Genomic DNA, 16,033 nt, shown 5'->3' on the forward strand with positions numbered 1-16,033 from the left:
ACCTATTCTAGGCAGACCACCACTCGTCGTACATCGAAACGGGTACCGTGCGCTTGTGGCGAGTGTTGAGGTACTTCTTCTCAATATCAGCAGCGGCCTCGGCGGGTACGTCGAGGCCCTCGAGGTAGTCGTCGATGTGATCGTAGGTGACACCGAGGTTGGCTTCGTCAGCTTGGCCCGGTGTGTGGTCGAGCAGGTCTGCCGTCGGCACCTTTTCGTACAGTCGCTCGGGAGCGTCGAGGTGGATGAGGAGCTGCTTGCCTTGACGCTTGGTGAGGCCGGTAAGGGGCAGCACGTCAGCGCCACCGTCGCCGAACTTGGTGAAGAAGCCCGTGACCGCTTCGGCCGCGTGGTCAGTGCCGACCACAAGGTAGCCGAGCTGCCCGGCGATGGCGTACTGCGCCACCATGCGCTCGCGTGCCTTCACGTTGCCCTTGTTGAAGTCTGTAATCGGCTCGCCCATCGCATCCGCGAACTCGGCGGCAATACCGTCGACGGCACGCTGGATGTTGAAGGTCACTTCGCGGTCGGCCTCAATGAAGTCGAGCGCCAGTTGCGCATCGTCTTCGTCGCGCTGAACCCCGTGCGGCAGTCGCACGGCCACGAACTGTGCTTCGACACCGTCCGCACGCAACTCAGTAACCGCGAGCTGGCAAATGCGGCCAGCTAGCGACGAATCTTGCCCACCGCTGATGCCCAACACGAACCCCTTGGCATGTGAGGCTTCCAGGTACTCCTTGAGAAACTCGATGCGCCGCCGAATTTGCCCAGCGGGGTCAATCGTGGGCTGAGTGTTCAACTCGGAGATGATGCGGGCCTGCAACGATGTCATGCATCAAACCTAACCCTGCCCGGTGTCATTAGGATTGTTCATTTCTGCCGCGCCGCAGACTCTCGGCGGGTTAGCCTGAAACTGTTACGCCCACGAAACACAGGAGCCCCGGATGATCGATCAACTACTTCGCCCCAAGATTGCGTTCTGGACCGGGCTCGGTCTTCTCATCGTCGGGTTCGTTCTGGGTAACTTCGTGATTCCCAACCTCTACTGGGCCGCGCAATCGATCGGCTTCCCGCTCGCCTCGCAATTCGCGAGCGGCCTTGCCGGCGGTGTTGAATTTCTCGCCCAGATCGCACGCCTTGTCGGCCCGGTGCTGATCGTCGGCGCCCTCGTCATGTTGAAGATTGAGCGCACTTCTGTGGGAACGCGCGAGAGCTAACTCAGCTCCTGCGCGATCTCCCACGGCAGTCCTGACGGATCAAGAAACACCGCAGTGCGGCGGCCCCACGGACGATCAACGGGGCCGTTGACGAGTTCGACGCCACGCTCGCGCACGGCAGCGCACGCGGCATCCGCATCGGGCACATTGACGGTGAGCATGACGGATGCTGCAGCTCCCGGCGGCGCGACGGCGGCCGGTCCGATCAGCTCAACAGCCTCACTGCGCGCGAGCACGTTCACCACCAGCGCGCCCACCTTAAACATGCACGAAACCTCGTCTTCGAAGATCACCGAGGCGGAGAACACGGCCGCATAGAAGTCTCGCGACAGCGCCACGTCATCCGAAAAAACTGTGATTGCTTCAACGTTGTTGAGTGCGTCGATCATGCCGTTCTCCCTAGATTCGCGCCGCCTGAACTCGGTCACCCTAACGGGGTCCTGAGCCACAGCGCCGATGGCGATAGCCTAGAGGGAGTTGGGCCGCACCCGAAGCGCCTCGACAGTCAAGGATTTACGCGTGAAAAACCCGATCAAGGCTGCCCTCGTTGCCGTCATTACCGCCTCCATGGTGGCGGTGATAGCGACCCCGGCGTCCGCAGCGACCTCTTCATACATCTCCGCTGAAGCCTCCGGCAACAACGTCGCCGGGCGCGCTGCCGCGTCCCTTCTTCGTGATGCCTGGGGCGCTGCGATCGTCGCCCGCGGTGAAATGGTTCCAGCACCGCTCGTGATCAACGGCACCCAAAACGCTGCACTCTCGGGAGTTATTGCCACGTCACCCGGCGGCACCACAGTATCGGTGCAACGCACGATGTACACCCCGGGAGCCACCACCACCTACGTTGGCGTGAGCGCCAATCCCGGACTCGCCCAGTGCACAGGCAGTGGCAACACGCTGCAGAGCAGCTCACCCCGGCCTTCGCTGCTGGACGGCAATAGCGGCTGCACTAATGGTGCGGGCTTCAGCTATGGCGCCTCGGGAGGCGCCGCCCCAGATTCAGAAACGCGCGACGCGTTCGAGTTCACATTCTCCACCGACGTTCTCGCGTTCGGCGGCTGGTTTGGAGACCTCGAGACACGAACCGATGGCTTAGGAGTGCCCGCTCTCGTGCGGCTCTACGACGCCGACGATATTCTGCTCTCTGAGGAAGAAGTCGTACCCAGTGGAGATCAGAGTCTTTGCGCCACAGACCCCGGCGGTTGCGGCAACCTCAGCACACGCTGGATCGGCTTCGTTGCCGACCTCGCCACCCCGGTATCCCGCATGGTGGTCATCGTTGGTGACGATCATGAAGGCGGCACAGCGGTCGCAGAAGGCATGAGCTTCATCGGTCCATCACTCATTGACGGCAGTGCTGAGCTCACCATCGACAAGACCGCGGCGGCGTTACCCACGAGCGCTACAAACGTGGGCGATCTGATCGACTACAGCTTTGTCGTGACCAATAGCGGAACCTTCGCGCAGAGCGACGTCACTGTCAATGACCTCGGCGCCCAGAGTCTGTCGTGCCCCGCGACGACCCTCGCCGCCAGCGCAACAATGACCTGTACCGCCGAGCATGCCGTCACTCAGGCCGACATCGACGCTGGCACGTACACCAACTCGGCCACCGCTTCAGGAAAAGCCTGGGGCGAGACGGCGACGTCTGAGGCTGACACTGCGACGACAACGATCAACCAGGCACCGGCGCTCAACGTCACTCAGGGTGTGAACACCACTACCTACACCGCGGTCGGCGATACCGCCACGTTCTCGATCGCCGCCACGAACACGGGAAACACCACGCTCAGCGCACTGACCGTGACGACCAGTCTCCCCACGCTTTCCCTCGACTGCTCGGGATTCCCGGCTGACCTTGCCCCGGGAGCAACGGGTACCTGCACTGCCACCTTGATAATCACGGATGCCGGAAGCGACTTCTCTACGACAGCAACCGTTGCAAACGAGCAGCTCACCGCCGCGTCGAATGCGGCTACCGTGCGCTTCGCAGCAACCGCCGCCTTCGCGGGAGAACTTCTGCCTGCCACTGGCTCCTCACCGGCAGCCACCGGCTCCGCAGCGACGCTCTTGCTCCTCGCGGGAGCAACCCTGCTCCTCGGCCGCCGCAGCGCGCTGCAACGAGCCGCGAGCGCCCCTACGGCTCGCTAGCTATTCGCTCGGGAGATCGGCGCCTGCAAGGTGGTCTAGTACCTTCCACAGCGCCCGCTGACCCGCGGCGTTGGTGAAGTGGCTCATTGTCATTGAGGTGACGGGGCCGATCATCTTCTTGGGCGGTGACGCAAAGAACTGGCCGCTGACGCCCTCCGGCATATCGATCACGGCAAGATAGCGCGCGGCCGCGGTGGGCACGCTGTGCCACGCACTCGGGATTAGCTTCATGATCGGCAGCATCACGCGGCGCATGATCGCCGGCATTTCTCGAGCCGCCTTCGTATCGGGGGTATTGCCGGGCGATACAACGTTCACGGCCATTCCGGCGGGAAGCTGAGTCGCGAGTTCCTTGGCCCACCACACGGCGAAGGTCTTGGCTGTCGCGTATTGCGTGCCGTTGGCAAACTTCACGGGCTTGTCAGCGCGCAAAACGGCCTCAATGGCACGTTCGAGATCGCCGTCGAAGGATGCCGCCGCCAGCGCGTCTACATCGATGTTCGAGAAGGTGGGAACATCCCCGCGCGCGGCTTCTGATCCGGCGATGATGATGCGTGCGTTGGCGCTCAGCAATTCAGCGCGCAGCAGGTGCGTGGTCACCGCGTGGTGCCCGGTGAGGGTCGCTGCCATGATCTGTTCGATGCCGTCCGCGGTGCGGCGCAACTCACTGGTCGCGGCGACTCCCGCGTTCAGGATGAGCGCGTCGATCGGGTTGCCTGCGGCGACGAGTGCCTGCGCGGCGTTATCGATGGAGGTTGAGTCATCAAGGTCGAGCGCGAGTGGCACAAATTGTGCCCCGGGCACGCGAGCCAGAAGGGCGTCCCGGGCTTCGTCCGCTTTCGCGAGCGTGCGGGCGGCAACGACGATGCGGCCATAGCCCGCCTCGGCGAGCTGAGCGGAGGCTTCCCAGCCGACTCCGGAGCTCGCACCGGTGACGAGAGCGGTTTTTGCGGCGTTGGCGTTCATCGATCGTCCTTTTGCATTGGTTTGAAACCAAACAGTACCATTGCATCCCCTTTTGGTACCACTGGGTTTCAAATGGGGAGGCTCGCGCGTATAGTGAAGGCATGAGCACCCATACCGGCACTACAGCGGGGCGCCCGCGCGCTTTCGATGCCGAAGCCGTGCTCGCGCAACTGACCGATCTGTTTTGGCAGCAGGGCTACCGCCACACCTCGCTCAGCGACATCGTTGAGGCGAGCGGCGTGCACAAGCCCAGCCTCTACCGCACCTTCGGCGACAAAGAGCAGCTCTTCGCGACCGTGCTGCGCCGCTACCTCGCCGAGCGCGAGCAGCACCTCTCCAGCATGCGCGCGATGGCCGGGCCCGGCATCGCCGGCATCCACACGTTCCTCGGTCTCTTCGAAGAGTTTGCGCTCTCTGAAACCGGCAGTCGAGGCTGCCTCGCTGTCACCGCGAGCGATGAACTGCGGGGCACCGCTCCCGGTTTTGAAGACTTCTCGCTCAAATACCGCGAGCTCATGACCTCTCAAATGACAGCTCTTGCTGCTCTCGCACTTCCCGAGGACGCCCCGGATGCTGCGCTCACGAGCCAGCGCGCCGAGCTGCTCTCCACGCTCATCCTCGGCCTTCAAGTCACGATTCGCTCGCAGGCCGACGCCGCCCAGCTGCGCTCCGTGTTCGCAGCGATTCACGCTCTCGTCGATACCTGGAATTAGCGAGGCTCCTGACCCAAGCGGCACAACGATCGCCACCGGCAACGGCAGGAACTGCATCCACTGGGGCAGCGGCCTCGCTGTTGACTACCCCGGTCCGACCACCGGATTAGTACGGGCGTGACAACAGGCAAAAGCCGTCAGCTTCACGAGGTCTACCATGGAGCACGACATCCTTCACGCCCAGAGCCCAAGCCAAATAGAGGAACCGCGATGACCATTCCACTCTCAGTGCCAACAATCAGCATTGACCGTGACCCCACAATTGTTGGGCGCGAATTTGACGAGGTTCTGCGCGAAGTTGGCTTCTTCCAAATAGTCGATCACGGTGTGTCAGAAAGTGTGGCCGACCGTTGTTGGGATGTATCGCGCAGTTTTTTCGATCTACCGCTGGAAGAGAAGTTGGGTTTGGAGCGCGAAACGGGAGGGCTCTATGGATACTTTCCGATGCTTACCGAATCGCTGGCACAATCTCGTGACGAAGCTGCTCCCGGAGACCTCAAAGAGTCGTTCAACATGGGCCCGGGTGTAGCAGCCGGCCACACCCCCATCGACTCCACAGAGGCAAGCCTGTTCTCTGAAAACCGTTGGCCAGCGGCATTGCCCGAATTCCAACCAGCCTGGGAATCCTACTTCGCTGCGATGACAACCCTTTCAAACCGCCTTATGGTGATGTTTGCACACGGCCTTGAACTGCCCGGCGACTACTTCGCCGACAAAATTGATCGCAATCCAAGTGCACTGCGTGCAATCAACTACCCAGAGCAAAATGCCCCCGCTGCCGACGGCCAACTTCGAGCGGGTGCCCACACCGACTACGGCACCCTGACTATCCTCCGGCAAGAGCTGGGCCGCGCCGGACTACAGGTGCGCGACGAAGCCTCCGAGTCTTGGGTAAATATCCCGCCAACTGCCGGCGCACTAGTGATCAACATTGGTGACGTGATGGCCCGGTGGACAAACGACCGATGGACATCCACCCTGCACCGCGTCATCAATACGGATGCTGGCTCGACGATCTCCCCCCGGCGCCAAAGCATGCCGTTCTTCCACAACGCCAACTACTCAGCGCTCATCGAATGCCTGCCCTCATGCCTCGCAGGCGGCGAAAAACCGAAATACGAACCGGTGCTCGCCGGGCCGCACCTTGCCGGCAAGACGCTTAAAGCAGTCGGCTAGCTAGCCTTAAATTTGGCGCGCGCTGGGAACACTTTCGGCCGAAGTCGCCACACCGACAGCATCCGCTTCCCCGGCCGCACAACGCACCGCCATCGGCTTGAACCGCATCAGTCTGGCCTCAGGCAGCGGGTTCACCGCCACAATGTCGTCAAGCGACGACAGTACCTTTGCCGGTGCCGACTGTTGAATTCAGTGCGGCTCCAGATGACTCGTGGCACATGTTTGAGCAGTCATCGCCCAAGCGCGATGCTGCCGAGCTGCGGAGCTGCGCCGCAGCAACGCACGGAGCGGTCAGCTCGGCCTCCCGCAGATTTCGGCCGATCCGCACGCTGCGAACAAGCTGAAGAGCGCTAAGCAGCGTGCGTTCGAGCTGGCTCATCCTGAGCGGTTCGACCAGTCGAGCGATTCCCAGAGCAAAACAAGGCACAGGCCTCCACGCGAACGCCGTTAACGCAAAAGTCCCGGTCTCTTTCGAGACCGGGACTTTTTACGTGGTTGCGGGGACAGGATTTGAACCTGCGACCTCTGGGTTATGAGCCCAGCGAGCTACCGAACTGCTCCACCCCGCGGCGTGCTTAAAGACTAACACAGGGTGAACGGCTCAAAAACCGAACTCAGCGGGCTCACAGTCTGCTGCGGCCCGCTGAGTCAGAATTTGCTATTCGGTTGCGGCGATTGCGCGCTCGATAGCGTCGACCATTGCCTGGTCAGCTTCTGCAGCAGCGACGAGGTCGTTGTCTGCATAGGCCGCGTTACGGTCGGCAAGCGCTGACTTGTAGTCGGCGAGTGCACTGTCGAGTGCCGCATTGTCGCTGGGAGCGACAACCGGTGCATCCGGGTCTACTGGTGCATCCGGGTCAACGGGAACATCCGGCGTTACCGGAACTTCTCCGTCGCCAGCTTCGGCGCCAGAGTCTCCACCAAACAGTGTGTCGAGTGCTTCGTCGAGAGTGTCTTCGAAGGCAATCTCGTCACCAAACGACACCAGCACCTTGCGCAGCAGTGGGTACTGAGTTCCGCTGGTCGACTGAACGTAGACCGGCTGCACGTAGAGCAGCCCACCGCCGACGGGGAGCGTCAGCAAGTTACCGAGCTTCACCTCGGTATCGCCCTGCTGGAGAAGTGCCAGCTGGTTGGCCACGATCGTGTCGGTATTGAAGCTGTTCTGCACCTGTCCGGGACCAGGAACAGTGTCCTGCTTCGGCAGCGTCAGCAACGTGAGCTTGCCATAATCAGGCCCCGCATCGGAGTTCGCCGTCAAATAACCGGTGAGAACACTTCGACTGGCGTCCGCTGTTCCCTTAGGAATGAAGGTCGAGTACAGAGTGAACGCGGGGTCTTCTGTTCCCGGGACCTGCATTGTGAGGTAGTACGGGGGCTGAAGCGAACCGGTTCCCGAAACCGGATCCTCCGGGCTCACCCACTGGTCATCACTTGAGTAGAACGAGCCAGCATCCGTCACGTGGAAGGATCCCAGAATCTCGCGCTGAACCTTGAACAGGTCGGCGGGGTAGCGCACGTGATCCAGCAGTTCGACGCTCATGTCGCTTTGCGGCAACAACGTGTTGGGGAAGATTTTGTCCCACGTTTGCAGAACAGGGTCTTCGTCATCCCACGCGTACAGTTTCACCGAACCGTCATAGGCATCAACGGTCGCCTTGACCGAGTTGCGGATGTAGTTGATGTCGTCGAGCGCAAATTGCGGCGCCGGCGTGTAGGAGTCAGCGATCGCGCTGGAGAGCTGCTCAACCTGCGAGTAAGGGTAGTTAGCGCCCGTGGTGTATCCATCGACGATCCACACAATTCGGTCGTCCACAATGGCCGGGTACACGTCACTATCGAGGGTGAGGTACGGAGCTACGTTCGCTACGCGCTCGAGAGGCTCGCGATCGTAAAGAATCTGCGACTCGTTAGTTACGTCTGAGGAGAGGAAGATCTGCTCGGATTGGAACTTCACTGCGTAGACAAGCTTCTTGAAGATGTTGTCGAGCACAGGCCCGCCGTCACCTTCAAAAGTCGTCGTGGCGTTCTGATCGCTATCTTCTCCACCCGACGGGTAGTCGAGTTCAATGTCCTCGGAGCCTTCCGGGGCACCGACGATCGAATATTCCGGAGAGTCCTCACCGAAGTAAACGCGAGGCTCGTAGTCGCCGAGATCTCCAGAGCTTGGGATGCCCGACTCGAGGAACACTGGCTGGCCATCGGCGGCACGCTGGTTTCCGAATGCTGCAACCACGCCATAGCCGTGGGTATAGACGACAGCATTGTTATACCAGGACTGGGCTTCGCCAAGACCGGACTGGTTGAGTTCACGAACGGCAATCACCGTATCTTGAATCTCGCCGTCAATCTCGTAGCGGTCGACGTCAAGGTAACTAGCGAACTGGTAGTACTGCTTGAACTGCTCGAGCTGGGCAAAGGCCTGTGGCGCAATGGCAGGGTCGAGGATACGGATATTCGCGGTGGTTGTTGCGTCTTCGCGAAGCGCACCGGACTCAGCGTCAGTTGAGGCACTGTAGGGAATCTCCTCAACATCGGCGATGCCATATGCGTCGCGAGTTGCCTCGATACTTCGATCAATATATTCAGCCTCGTAGGTACGCGCGTTGGGGTCCACCTGGAAGCGCTGAACGATCCATGGGTAGAGGTTTCCCACCACAAGGCCGCTGATAAGCAACAGGGCTGTACCGATCATCGGCAAACGCCAGCGGCCAATGATGGCCGTGACGATGAAGAGGATGGCAACGATGGCGGCAATGCCGGCGAGAATCGCCCGGCCAGGAATCGTTGCGTTGGCTTCGGTGTAGCTCGCACCGGTCTGCAGGAAGCCCTGGCTGGTGGAGTACAACGTTGTGTACTGGTCAAGCCAGATGCTCAGAGCCTGCAGAGCGAAGAAGAGCCCCGCAGTGATCGCGAGCTGAATACGAGCGGAACGCGAGATACGAACTTCGCGGCCGTGGACGCTCAAAGCGCCGTAGAGGTAGCTCGTCGCGAGTGCTCCGAGGAACGAGATGATCAGCACTGCCGAAGCAAAGCCGACAACAGCGTGGTACATCGGCAGCTCGTAGAAGTAGAACGAGATGTCCAAGCCGAACTGCGGATCGGTTTCGCCGAACGAGCTGCGGTTCAGCCACTGCAGGGCAACGGGCCAGGCGCTTGCCGACGAAACACCACCGAACACGCCGAGCAGAACCGGGATGCCGACCATAGCGAGCTTGCGCAGCGGTTCAACGACCTGCTGGTAGCCCTCCAATTGCGCATTGAGTTTCGCGTAGATCGGGCGGGCGCGGAATGCGACCAGCAGGCTGACGCCTACGGGAACCGCCATGGCGACAAAGCCAATGGCGAACATTACAGCGGTTGCAATCCACTGAGTGGTGAGAACCTCCAGATAGCCGGTCTGGCTAAACCAGAGAACATCGGCGTAGAGGCTCGAGAACATGAAGAAGGCGATCACGATAACGGCGAGAATTATCGCCGTAATCGTAAATGCAGACCTCGTCTTGCTCGTCGGGGCTTGTTGGGTTTGGCTCGACACAGTACTTCGCTCCTGAAATTGGGGGCCTAGCGGTATCTTAAAGGTCTTTCATGGGCGTAGGGCTGATGATCGCTCTCAGCGTGACTACCTCAGCGAGCGGTTACTGGTCGCTGCACGACGGCAGCCCGGCGCCACCGAGGCCACCGCGGATGCTCGCGAGCGCAACCAGCGCGTCGTTGAGATCGTCAATTGCGTACACCGTGAGCCCCTTAGGGATGTTTCCCACGACTTCGTCGCAGTTCTCGACCGGTGCAAAGAAGAAGTCGGCTCCTGCCGCACTTGCTCCGTACATCTTTTGTTGGATGCCGCCGATCGGGCCGACATCGCCCAGTGCGGTGATCGTTCCGGTGCCCGCAACTTCGTGTCCACCGTTGATGGCGCCGGGGGTGAGCTTGTCGATGATTCCGAGCGCGAACATCATGCCGGCACTGGGGCCGCCCACGTTTTCGAGCTGAATCTTGACATCGACCGGGAAGTTGTATTCGCTACCGACGATCACGCCGATGATGGCGATGGGATCGTCGCCCTCGCTCAGTTCAGGGGTGATCTCTACCGTGAGTTCTTCATCCTCGCGTTCGAAGACAACGTCGGCGGGAGTGCTCGTGCCATTGGCGGCAATGGTGTCGCGGAGCCCCGCAACGTCACCGAAGGTCTCGCCGTTGACGGTGCGGATGATGTCGCCCGCCTGCAGCACGCCATCCGAAGGACCACCATCGGAGGTCTCGGCGACGGTGAGGGTGGCATCGAATTCGTAGTCCAGGTTGGCGAGAGCGGCCGCGATTGCTTCCTGCTGCGACGTCTCCATCTGAACTTGACCGGCCTCGGTCGATTCTTCGACGGTGACGCCGACCGGGTACACGGCTTCAACCGGCACGATGGCGCGGCTGGGGTCGAAGTAGGCTGCGCCGATCTCGAACCAGCTCAAAGGCGACTCAGGGTTTCCGAGAACGTTGACCGTCAACATGTCGAGCGCGCCCTCGGTGGGATACGTCGTCTCCACTGGGATCTGGATGAGCGGCACAAGAGCGCCCTCGATCTCAACGTCGCCCAAGGTGTCGTAGACCGGGCCCGGCTGCTCGATGATGTACGGCGAAGGAACCAGAGTCGCCAATAATGTTCCAACGAGTGCGACGCTCAGAATCAGCCATCCCAGCCAGCCGCTTCGGGCGCGACGTGATGACGGTTCGGGTCGGTTATCAGTAAACAGGGCCACCTAGATCCTTACGGGGTGGGGAGCGGTGTTCGCCACAGGCGCACGGTGAGAGTCACTAGCCTAGGTCAAAACTCAGCCGCGCACGGCATCGAGCGGCTAGCGTTAATACATGGCTGACAATGCTGAGAACAATTCCGAAGACGAGTTCCGCGACATGATGCGGGACTTTCTCTCGGGTGATGGCGAAATCGATCCCGCGAAGCTGGCGGGTGCGGCAGGCTTGCCCAACGATCCAGCGATGATCCAGCAGCTACTGAGCCAACTGCAGAACGCCCTCGGCAAATCAGGCGACGGCGTCAACTGGGATATCGCCCTTGAGCAGGCCAAGAACTTGGCATCTCAGAGCACCGTCGTCTCTCTCCCCGCCGAGCGCAGCAAGCTCGAGCAGGCCATGCACGTCGCTGCCCTCTGGCTCAATGAGGTCACCGACATCTCCGAGCTCACGGTGGAACCCAAGCTGCTCAGTCGCAGCGAGTGGGTCACGATCACGATGCCCATTTGGACTCAGCTTGCGGAGCCCGTCGCCAACTCCATCGCAAACTCGCTCACCGACGTTCTCAAGCAGAACGCTCCCGAGGAGATGACCGACATGCTCTCCGGAGCGAGCAAGATGATGCGCAATATTGGCGGCACTCTCTTCGCCATGCAACTCGGTCAGGTCGTTGGCCAGCTGTCGAGCGAAGTCGTCTCCGGCGGTGACATCGGCATCCCCCTCTTCGACGAGCAGCAAGCCGTGCTCGTTCCGCAAACTGTCTTCGCCTTTGGTAACGGTCTCGACCTTCCCGACAGCGAGATTCACCTCTACCTGTCGGTGCGCGAGCTTGCGCACGCTCGGTTGTTCCGCCACGCAAAGTGGCTGCGCCTGCAGTTCATGACGTCGGTAACGGCGTATGCCCACGACATCCACATTGATTCGGATGCCATTGCCGAGCTCGCGAGCGACTTTGACCCCAACAATCCTGAAGAGCTGCGCGACGCCATGACCAACGGCTCGCTCATCCCGCCGAAGAGTGAAGAACAGCGTGAGGCTCTTGAGCGTCTCGAAACCGTTTTGGCGCTCGTGGAGGGGTGGGTGGATGTCGTGACCGCGGCCGCCACTTCTCGCCTGCCTGCCCGCGAGGCTATCGCCGAGACGGTGCGACGCCGCCGTGCCTCCGGTGGTCCGGCAGAGTCGGCTTTCGCGACGCTCGTTGGTCTCGAACTGCGCCCTCGCCGTCTGCGGGAAGCCGCAGCGATGTGGCAGCACGTGACGGATGAGCTTGGCGCGGAGCAGCGTGATTCGCTGTGGTCCCACCCCGACCTCACGCCCACGGCAGCCGACATCGATGACCCCGCTGCTCTCGTGGCGCGCTTGCGTGATGGTGGCAGCACCCCGGATGACATCGACCAGGCCATCAGCGACCTCTTGAGCGATGAATCAGGCGACCGCCCGCACGAGGGCGACAACTCTTAGAGAATCTTCTCCCGTCGTAGCCCGCGAGCGATCGGGGGTTCTTTGCTGACCGTTCACATTCATGCTGTGGAATCTTCACACTGACCAATCGGACAGTTGTGCACAATGGGCACATGATCCTGCGCGTAGACCCCCGACTACCGCTTGTGTGGCGGTCCCCCACCAGCGCCCAATTTGGCATCGACCCACCCGTTGTCGTGCTGCCCAACGTGACCGAAGCGCAGGAGAAAATTCTCTCGGCGCTGGTAGCCGGCATCAGCCGCAGTGGCCTCGAGATGCTGGCCAGCACTCACCCGCATGAGTGCAACGACCTCATCGATGCCCTATCGAAAGTTCTCGTTGCCACTCCCCCGCAACCGCCGAGTGCCCAAGTTGCCGTTCTGGGCTCTGGCGCCCTCGTCGATTCGATTGCCGAGATCCTTTCCGCGAGCGGAGTGACAGTCGAATCTGCAGCTACGCCTCACGGCCTCAGCCAGCCCGACCCTGACCTCGCGATTCTGGTGGGCCACTTTGTGATCCCGCCGTCGGTGCACTCGCACTGGTTGCGCCGCGACATCCCCCACCTGCCGGTTGTGATCTCAGACTCCGCTGCCGAAGTGGGGCCCGTCGTCACTCCCGGGATCACCGGATGCCTGCTCTGCATCGACATGCACCGCCGCGATGCCGACCCGTCGTGGCCCGCCATCGCGACTCAACTGATGGGGCGCACCTCGCTTGCCGAGACCCCGACGCTCGTGGCTGAGGCTGCGGCTGAAACAGGTCGCATGGCCCTGCACCGTCTCGGGCGCATCGGGTACACCGTCTTCGACCAGACCCCGGCCGATGCCACGTCATCCGTTCGCATCGATCACGCCACAGGCCGCCGCGACGAAAGCTTGCGCTTTCGGCATCCCGACTGCGGCTGCCAGCACGTCACGAACGTTACGAGCGCTGCGAACGTTACGAGCGCTGGGTCCGATCCCGAACGTCGTCGAGGAAGCGACTGGGGGCGCGACGCCCACCCCGGCCTGTTTGTGCACTAGCCGACCACGACATCCCGAGCGAACGACGAGCACGAGTGATGCCGACGTACAGCAGCCGTCGCTCTTCGTCGATTGCTTCCGGCGTGCGCGCGTAGCTGATCGGCAGCAATCCTTCGTTGAGCCCGATGAGGTGAACGCAGTCCCACTCGAGGCCCTTAGCCGAGTGCAAAGTCGCGAGGTTCACGGCTGAACGCAGCGGTTCGTTGTTGCTGCTCTGGCGGTCGACAAGGTCGGCCACGAACTCCCGCAGGGTCACTTCGGGTGCAGCATCCTCGGCCAAGCGCATGATCACATTGAGCGATTCCCAACGTTCGCGAACCGCACCGGCGGTCTCTGGCGGATCCTGCGACCAACCGATCGAACGCAGGATGTCGCTGACCGACTTGAAAAGAGGCTCGGTAGCCGTGCTGATCGACGCTCCGCGCAGCAGCATGATCGCTTCTTTGACTTCGCGCTGATCAAAGAAGCGCGTAGCTCCGCGCACCAAGAATGGAACCCCCGCGGCCGAGAGCGCCGCCTCGATCGGTTGAGACTGGGCGTTGATGCGGTACAGCACGGCGATCTCCTCCGGGCTCGTGCCCGCCGCAATCTGCGCGGAGATAGCTTCAGCGATCGCGGTCGCTTCGGCGTTGTCATCGTCATAGCCGGTGACCTGAGGGGTCGGCGAATGTTCCGTTGTAGCGGCCTGCAGGGTGAGCGCGCCTTTTTGATTCGTCATCAGTCGGTTCGCGGTGTGAACGATTTCGGGCGTGGAGCGGTAGTTGCGCTCGAGACGCAGCACGGCAGCGTTGTCGTGCTGCGAGGCGAAGCGCAGCAAGAACTCCGGGCTTGCTCCAGCAAAGGAATAAATGGTTTGGCTCACATCGCCCACAACGCAAAGGTCGTCGCGGTCACCGACCCACAGCCGCAGCAGTTCGTGCTGCAGGGGCGAAACGTCCTGGTACTCGTCGACAACGAAGAAGCGATACTGCTCGCGCACTTGCTGCGCAATGCGCGGCTCGGCTTCGATCATTCCGGCGGCAGCCAACAACACGTCTTCAAAGTCGATCTGGCGGCGGGCATCCTTGATCGCCTCATACGCCGTCTGCAGCTCGACGAGGCGGTCGATAGTGAGAGCGGCGGGAGGCGTACGACCGGCGTTGCCGTATTGCTCTACCGACATCCGCGAGGTCTTGCGCCACTCAATCTCGGCAGCAACATCGCGCAGCGTTGCGGTATCCAGCTTGAGCTTGAGCGAGTCGGCAGCGTGGGCAATCATGCGTGCTTTGCCCTCAAGCAAGCGCGGCATCGTTCCGCCGATCGTCTGAGGCCAGAATGCGTTCAGTTGTGACAGTGCCGAGGCGTGGAACGTTCGAGCCGCGACGCCATCGGCACCGAGGGAACGGAGCCGCCCGCGCAGCTCGCCAGCGGCCCGATTGGTGAAGGTGAGGGCCATAACTCGGCCGGGAGGGTACACACCTGTCGCTACGCCATACGCAATGCGATGCGTGATAGCTCGGGTCTTACCCGTGCCGGCACCGGCCAGCAGACACACCGGACCGAGCAGCGTTTCAGCGGCTTGGCGCTGGCCTTCATCAAGAGCGTCGAGTAATGCGTTGGCGTCAAGCGTCACGGTTGTTCGTCAATCGGTTGGCCGTACCAGTGCTCGATGATTGCGCGCGCGATCGACGAGTGCCCTGGCAGACGGATGTCGTTCAAGGAGTGCGCGAGTTCATCCCGGCTGAACCAGCGCAGGTCGAGAATTTCGGTGCCATCCGGGGCACCGGCCCCGGTGAACCCGGGAGCGACCGAGGCGGTGAATCCGAGCATGAGCGACGCCGGAAAAGGCCACGGCTGGCTACCCAGATAGACCGGGTCGACAACGGGCACACCCGATTCTTCGAAAATTTCGCGCTGCACGGCTGATTCCAAAGACTCCCCGGGTTCCACAAAACCGGCGAGCAGCGAGTAGCGGTTGGACTCCCACAGCGCGTTGGAACCGAGCAAAAGACGGTCGTCGTTGTCTGTGACACCGACAATGATCGCGGGGTCGGTGCGGGGATAGATTTCCAGCTTGGAGGCCACATCGCGGCGCACCCAGCCCGCCTTCTCTACGACAGTCGGCTCCCCCGTACGCGGCGAGAACAAGTGCGAAGAGTGCCAGTTCAAGATCGCGAGCGCCTCAGTGAAAAGCCCGGCATCGCGATCGCTCAGTTGGGTGGCGATGCTGCGCAGATTGCCCCAGTTTGCCTCGGCAAAGTGACCGGCATCCTCAAGCTCGACAGTCACGATGGGAGTGCCAAGGGGCTCGGGGCTCGTCTCAGATGTCGACCGCCCCAAGTAGACACTCGTGTGGCCGCGCTCGATCGCATCCGGGTGCAGCAAGGCCAGAGAACCATCGGCCGCCAGCAGCGCCGACCCATCAAAAATGGGCAGCACGCGCGTCGCCGAGTCACGCCACAAACGATCAAGAAGACGTGGATCTTCTCGAGCTAAGTGGTCACGATCAATCTCATATCGCGACAGTGGCAGTCGCGAAAGAAAAGATTGTGACATGTATCGACCCCGTCCCAAGTGCGTGGCGTACGGCAAATGCACGCCAGAG

General features: G+C 61.6%; 13 protein-coding genes and 1 tRNA gene. 6 read left to right on the plus strand and 8 right to left on the minus strand.

Annotated elements, in window-relative coordinates; all coding sequences use genetic code 11:
- Positions 1-7: 7 nt before the first annotated feature.
- Positions 8-832, minus strand: a complete 825-nt coding sequence (gene nadE / locus ACWTV3_RS09825; protein WP_498478037.1) for an NAD(+) synthase — start codon at positions 830-832, stop codon at positions 8-10.
- Positions 833-944: 112 nt separating this feature from the next.
- Here nadE and ACWTV3_RS09830 point away from each other — a divergent pair, with 112 nt between their 5' ends.
- On the plus strand, positions 945-1,217 hold the full coding sequence (locus tag ACWTV3_RS09830) for a hypothetical protein (RefSeq protein WP_498478038.1): 273 nt from the start codon (positions 945-947) through the stop codon (positions 1,215-1,217).
- Here ACWTV3_RS09830 and ACWTV3_RS09835 read toward each other — a convergent pair.
- On the minus strand, positions 1,214-1,606 hold the full coding sequence (locus ACWTV3_RS09835) for a VOC family protein (RefSeq protein WP_498478039.1): 393 nt from the start codon (positions 1,604-1,606) through the stop codon (positions 1,214-1,216). The two genes, ACWTV3_RS09830 and ACWTV3_RS09835, sit on opposite strands and share 4 nt — an antisense overlap.
- A gap of 130 nt (positions 1,607-1,736) precedes the next feature.
- On the opposite strand from ACWTV3_RS09835, the gene ACWTV3_RS09840 reads away from it, so the two are divergent.
- Positions 1,737-3,368, plus strand: coding sequence for a CLIPPER-2 domain-containing protein (locus ACWTV3_RS09840; protein ID WP_498478040.1), 1,632 nt, complete (start codon positions 1,737-1,739; stop codon positions 3,366-3,368).
- Here ACWTV3_RS09840 and ACWTV3_RS09845 read toward each other — a convergent pair whose 3' ends face one another.
- Positions 3,369-4,334 (minus strand): SDR family NAD(P)-dependent oxidoreductase, encoded by a 966-nt coding sequence (locus ACWTV3_RS09845; protein WP_498478041.1) that lies wholly within the window; start codon positions 4,332-4,334, stop codon positions 3,369-3,371. It abuts the gene before it with no gap.
- 101 nt (positions 4,335-4,435) lie between these two features.
- Between ACWTV3_RS09845 and ACWTV3_RS09850 the strand changes: the two genes are divergently transcribed.
- Together ACWTV3_RS09850 and ACWTV3_RS09855 are read left to right on the plus strand one after the other, a co-directional pair.
- Positions 4,436-5,047, plus strand: coding sequence for a TetR/AcrR family transcriptional regulator (locus tag ACWTV3_RS09850; RefSeq protein WP_498478042.1), 612 nt, complete (start codon positions 4,436-4,438; stop codon positions 5,045-5,047).
- A gap of 210 nt (positions 5,048-5,257) precedes the next feature.
- Positions 5,258-6,223 (plus strand): isopenicillin N synthase family dioxygenase, encoded by a 966-nt coding sequence (locus tag ACWTV3_RS09855; RefSeq protein WP_498478043.1) that lies wholly within the window; start codon positions 5,258-5,260, stop codon positions 6,221-6,223.
- Positions 6,224-6,715: 492 nt separating this feature from the next.
- Here the strand turns inward: ACWTV3_RS09855 and ACWTV3_RS09860 are convergent.
- The 3 genes from ACWTV3_RS09860 to ACWTV3_RS09870 form a co-directional block, all read right to left on the minus strand.
- Positions 6,716-6,792 (minus strand) — tRNA-Met (locus ACWTV3_RS09860).
- 89 nt (positions 6,793-6,881) lie between these two features.
- Complete coding sequence (locus ACWTV3_RS09865) at positions 6,882-9,761, minus strand: UPF0182 family membrane protein (protein ID WP_498478044.1); 2,880 nt, start codon at positions 9,759-9,761, stop codon at positions 6,882-6,884.
- A gap of 100 nt (positions 9,762-9,861) precedes the next feature.
- The gene (locus ACWTV3_RS09870; RefSeq protein ID WP_498478045.1) at positions 9,862-10,974 is read right to left on the minus strand and encodes a YlbL family protein; all 1,113 of its coding nucleotides are present in this window, start codon (positions 10,972-10,974) and stop codon (positions 9,862-9,864) included.
- Between the two features lie 109 nt (positions 10,975-11,083).
- Between ACWTV3_RS09870 and ACWTV3_RS09875 the strand changes: the two genes are divergently transcribed.
- The gene (locus ACWTV3_RS09875; RefSeq protein ID WP_498478046.1) at positions 11,084-12,427 is read left to right on the plus strand and encodes a zinc-dependent metalloprotease; all 1,344 of its coding nucleotides are present in this window, start codon (positions 11,084-11,086) and stop codon (positions 12,425-12,427) included.
- 113 nt (positions 12,428-12,540) lie between these two features.
- On the plus strand, positions 12,541-13,449 hold the full coding sequence (locus ACWTV3_RS09880; RefSeq protein WP_498478047.1) for a TOMM precursor leader peptide-binding protein: 909 nt from the start codon (positions 12,541-12,543) through the stop codon (positions 13,447-13,449).
- Here the strand turns inward: ACWTV3_RS09880 and ACWTV3_RS09885 are convergent.
- Positions 13,367-15,061: an ATP-dependent helicase gene (locus ACWTV3_RS09885; protein WP_498478048.1), complete on the minus strand. Its 1,695-nt coding sequence runs from the start codon at positions 15,059-15,061 to the stop codon at positions 13,367-13,369. The two genes, ACWTV3_RS09880 and ACWTV3_RS09885, sit on opposite strands and share 83 nt — an antisense overlap.
- Positions 15,058-15,984 carry an NAD(+) diphosphatase gene (gene nudC, locus ACWTV3_RS09890; protein WP_341620287.1) on the minus strand — a complete coding sequence of 309 codons (927 nt, stop codon included), beginning with the start codon at positions 15,982-15,984 and terminating at the stop codon, positions 15,058-15,060. Before nudC ends, ACWTV3_RS09885 begins: the two co-directional genes overlap by 4 nt.
- Between the last annotated feature and the right edge of the window lie 49 nt (positions 15,985-16,033).

It is taken from the genome of Salinibacterium sp. AL4.1 (genome assembly GCF_059767305.1).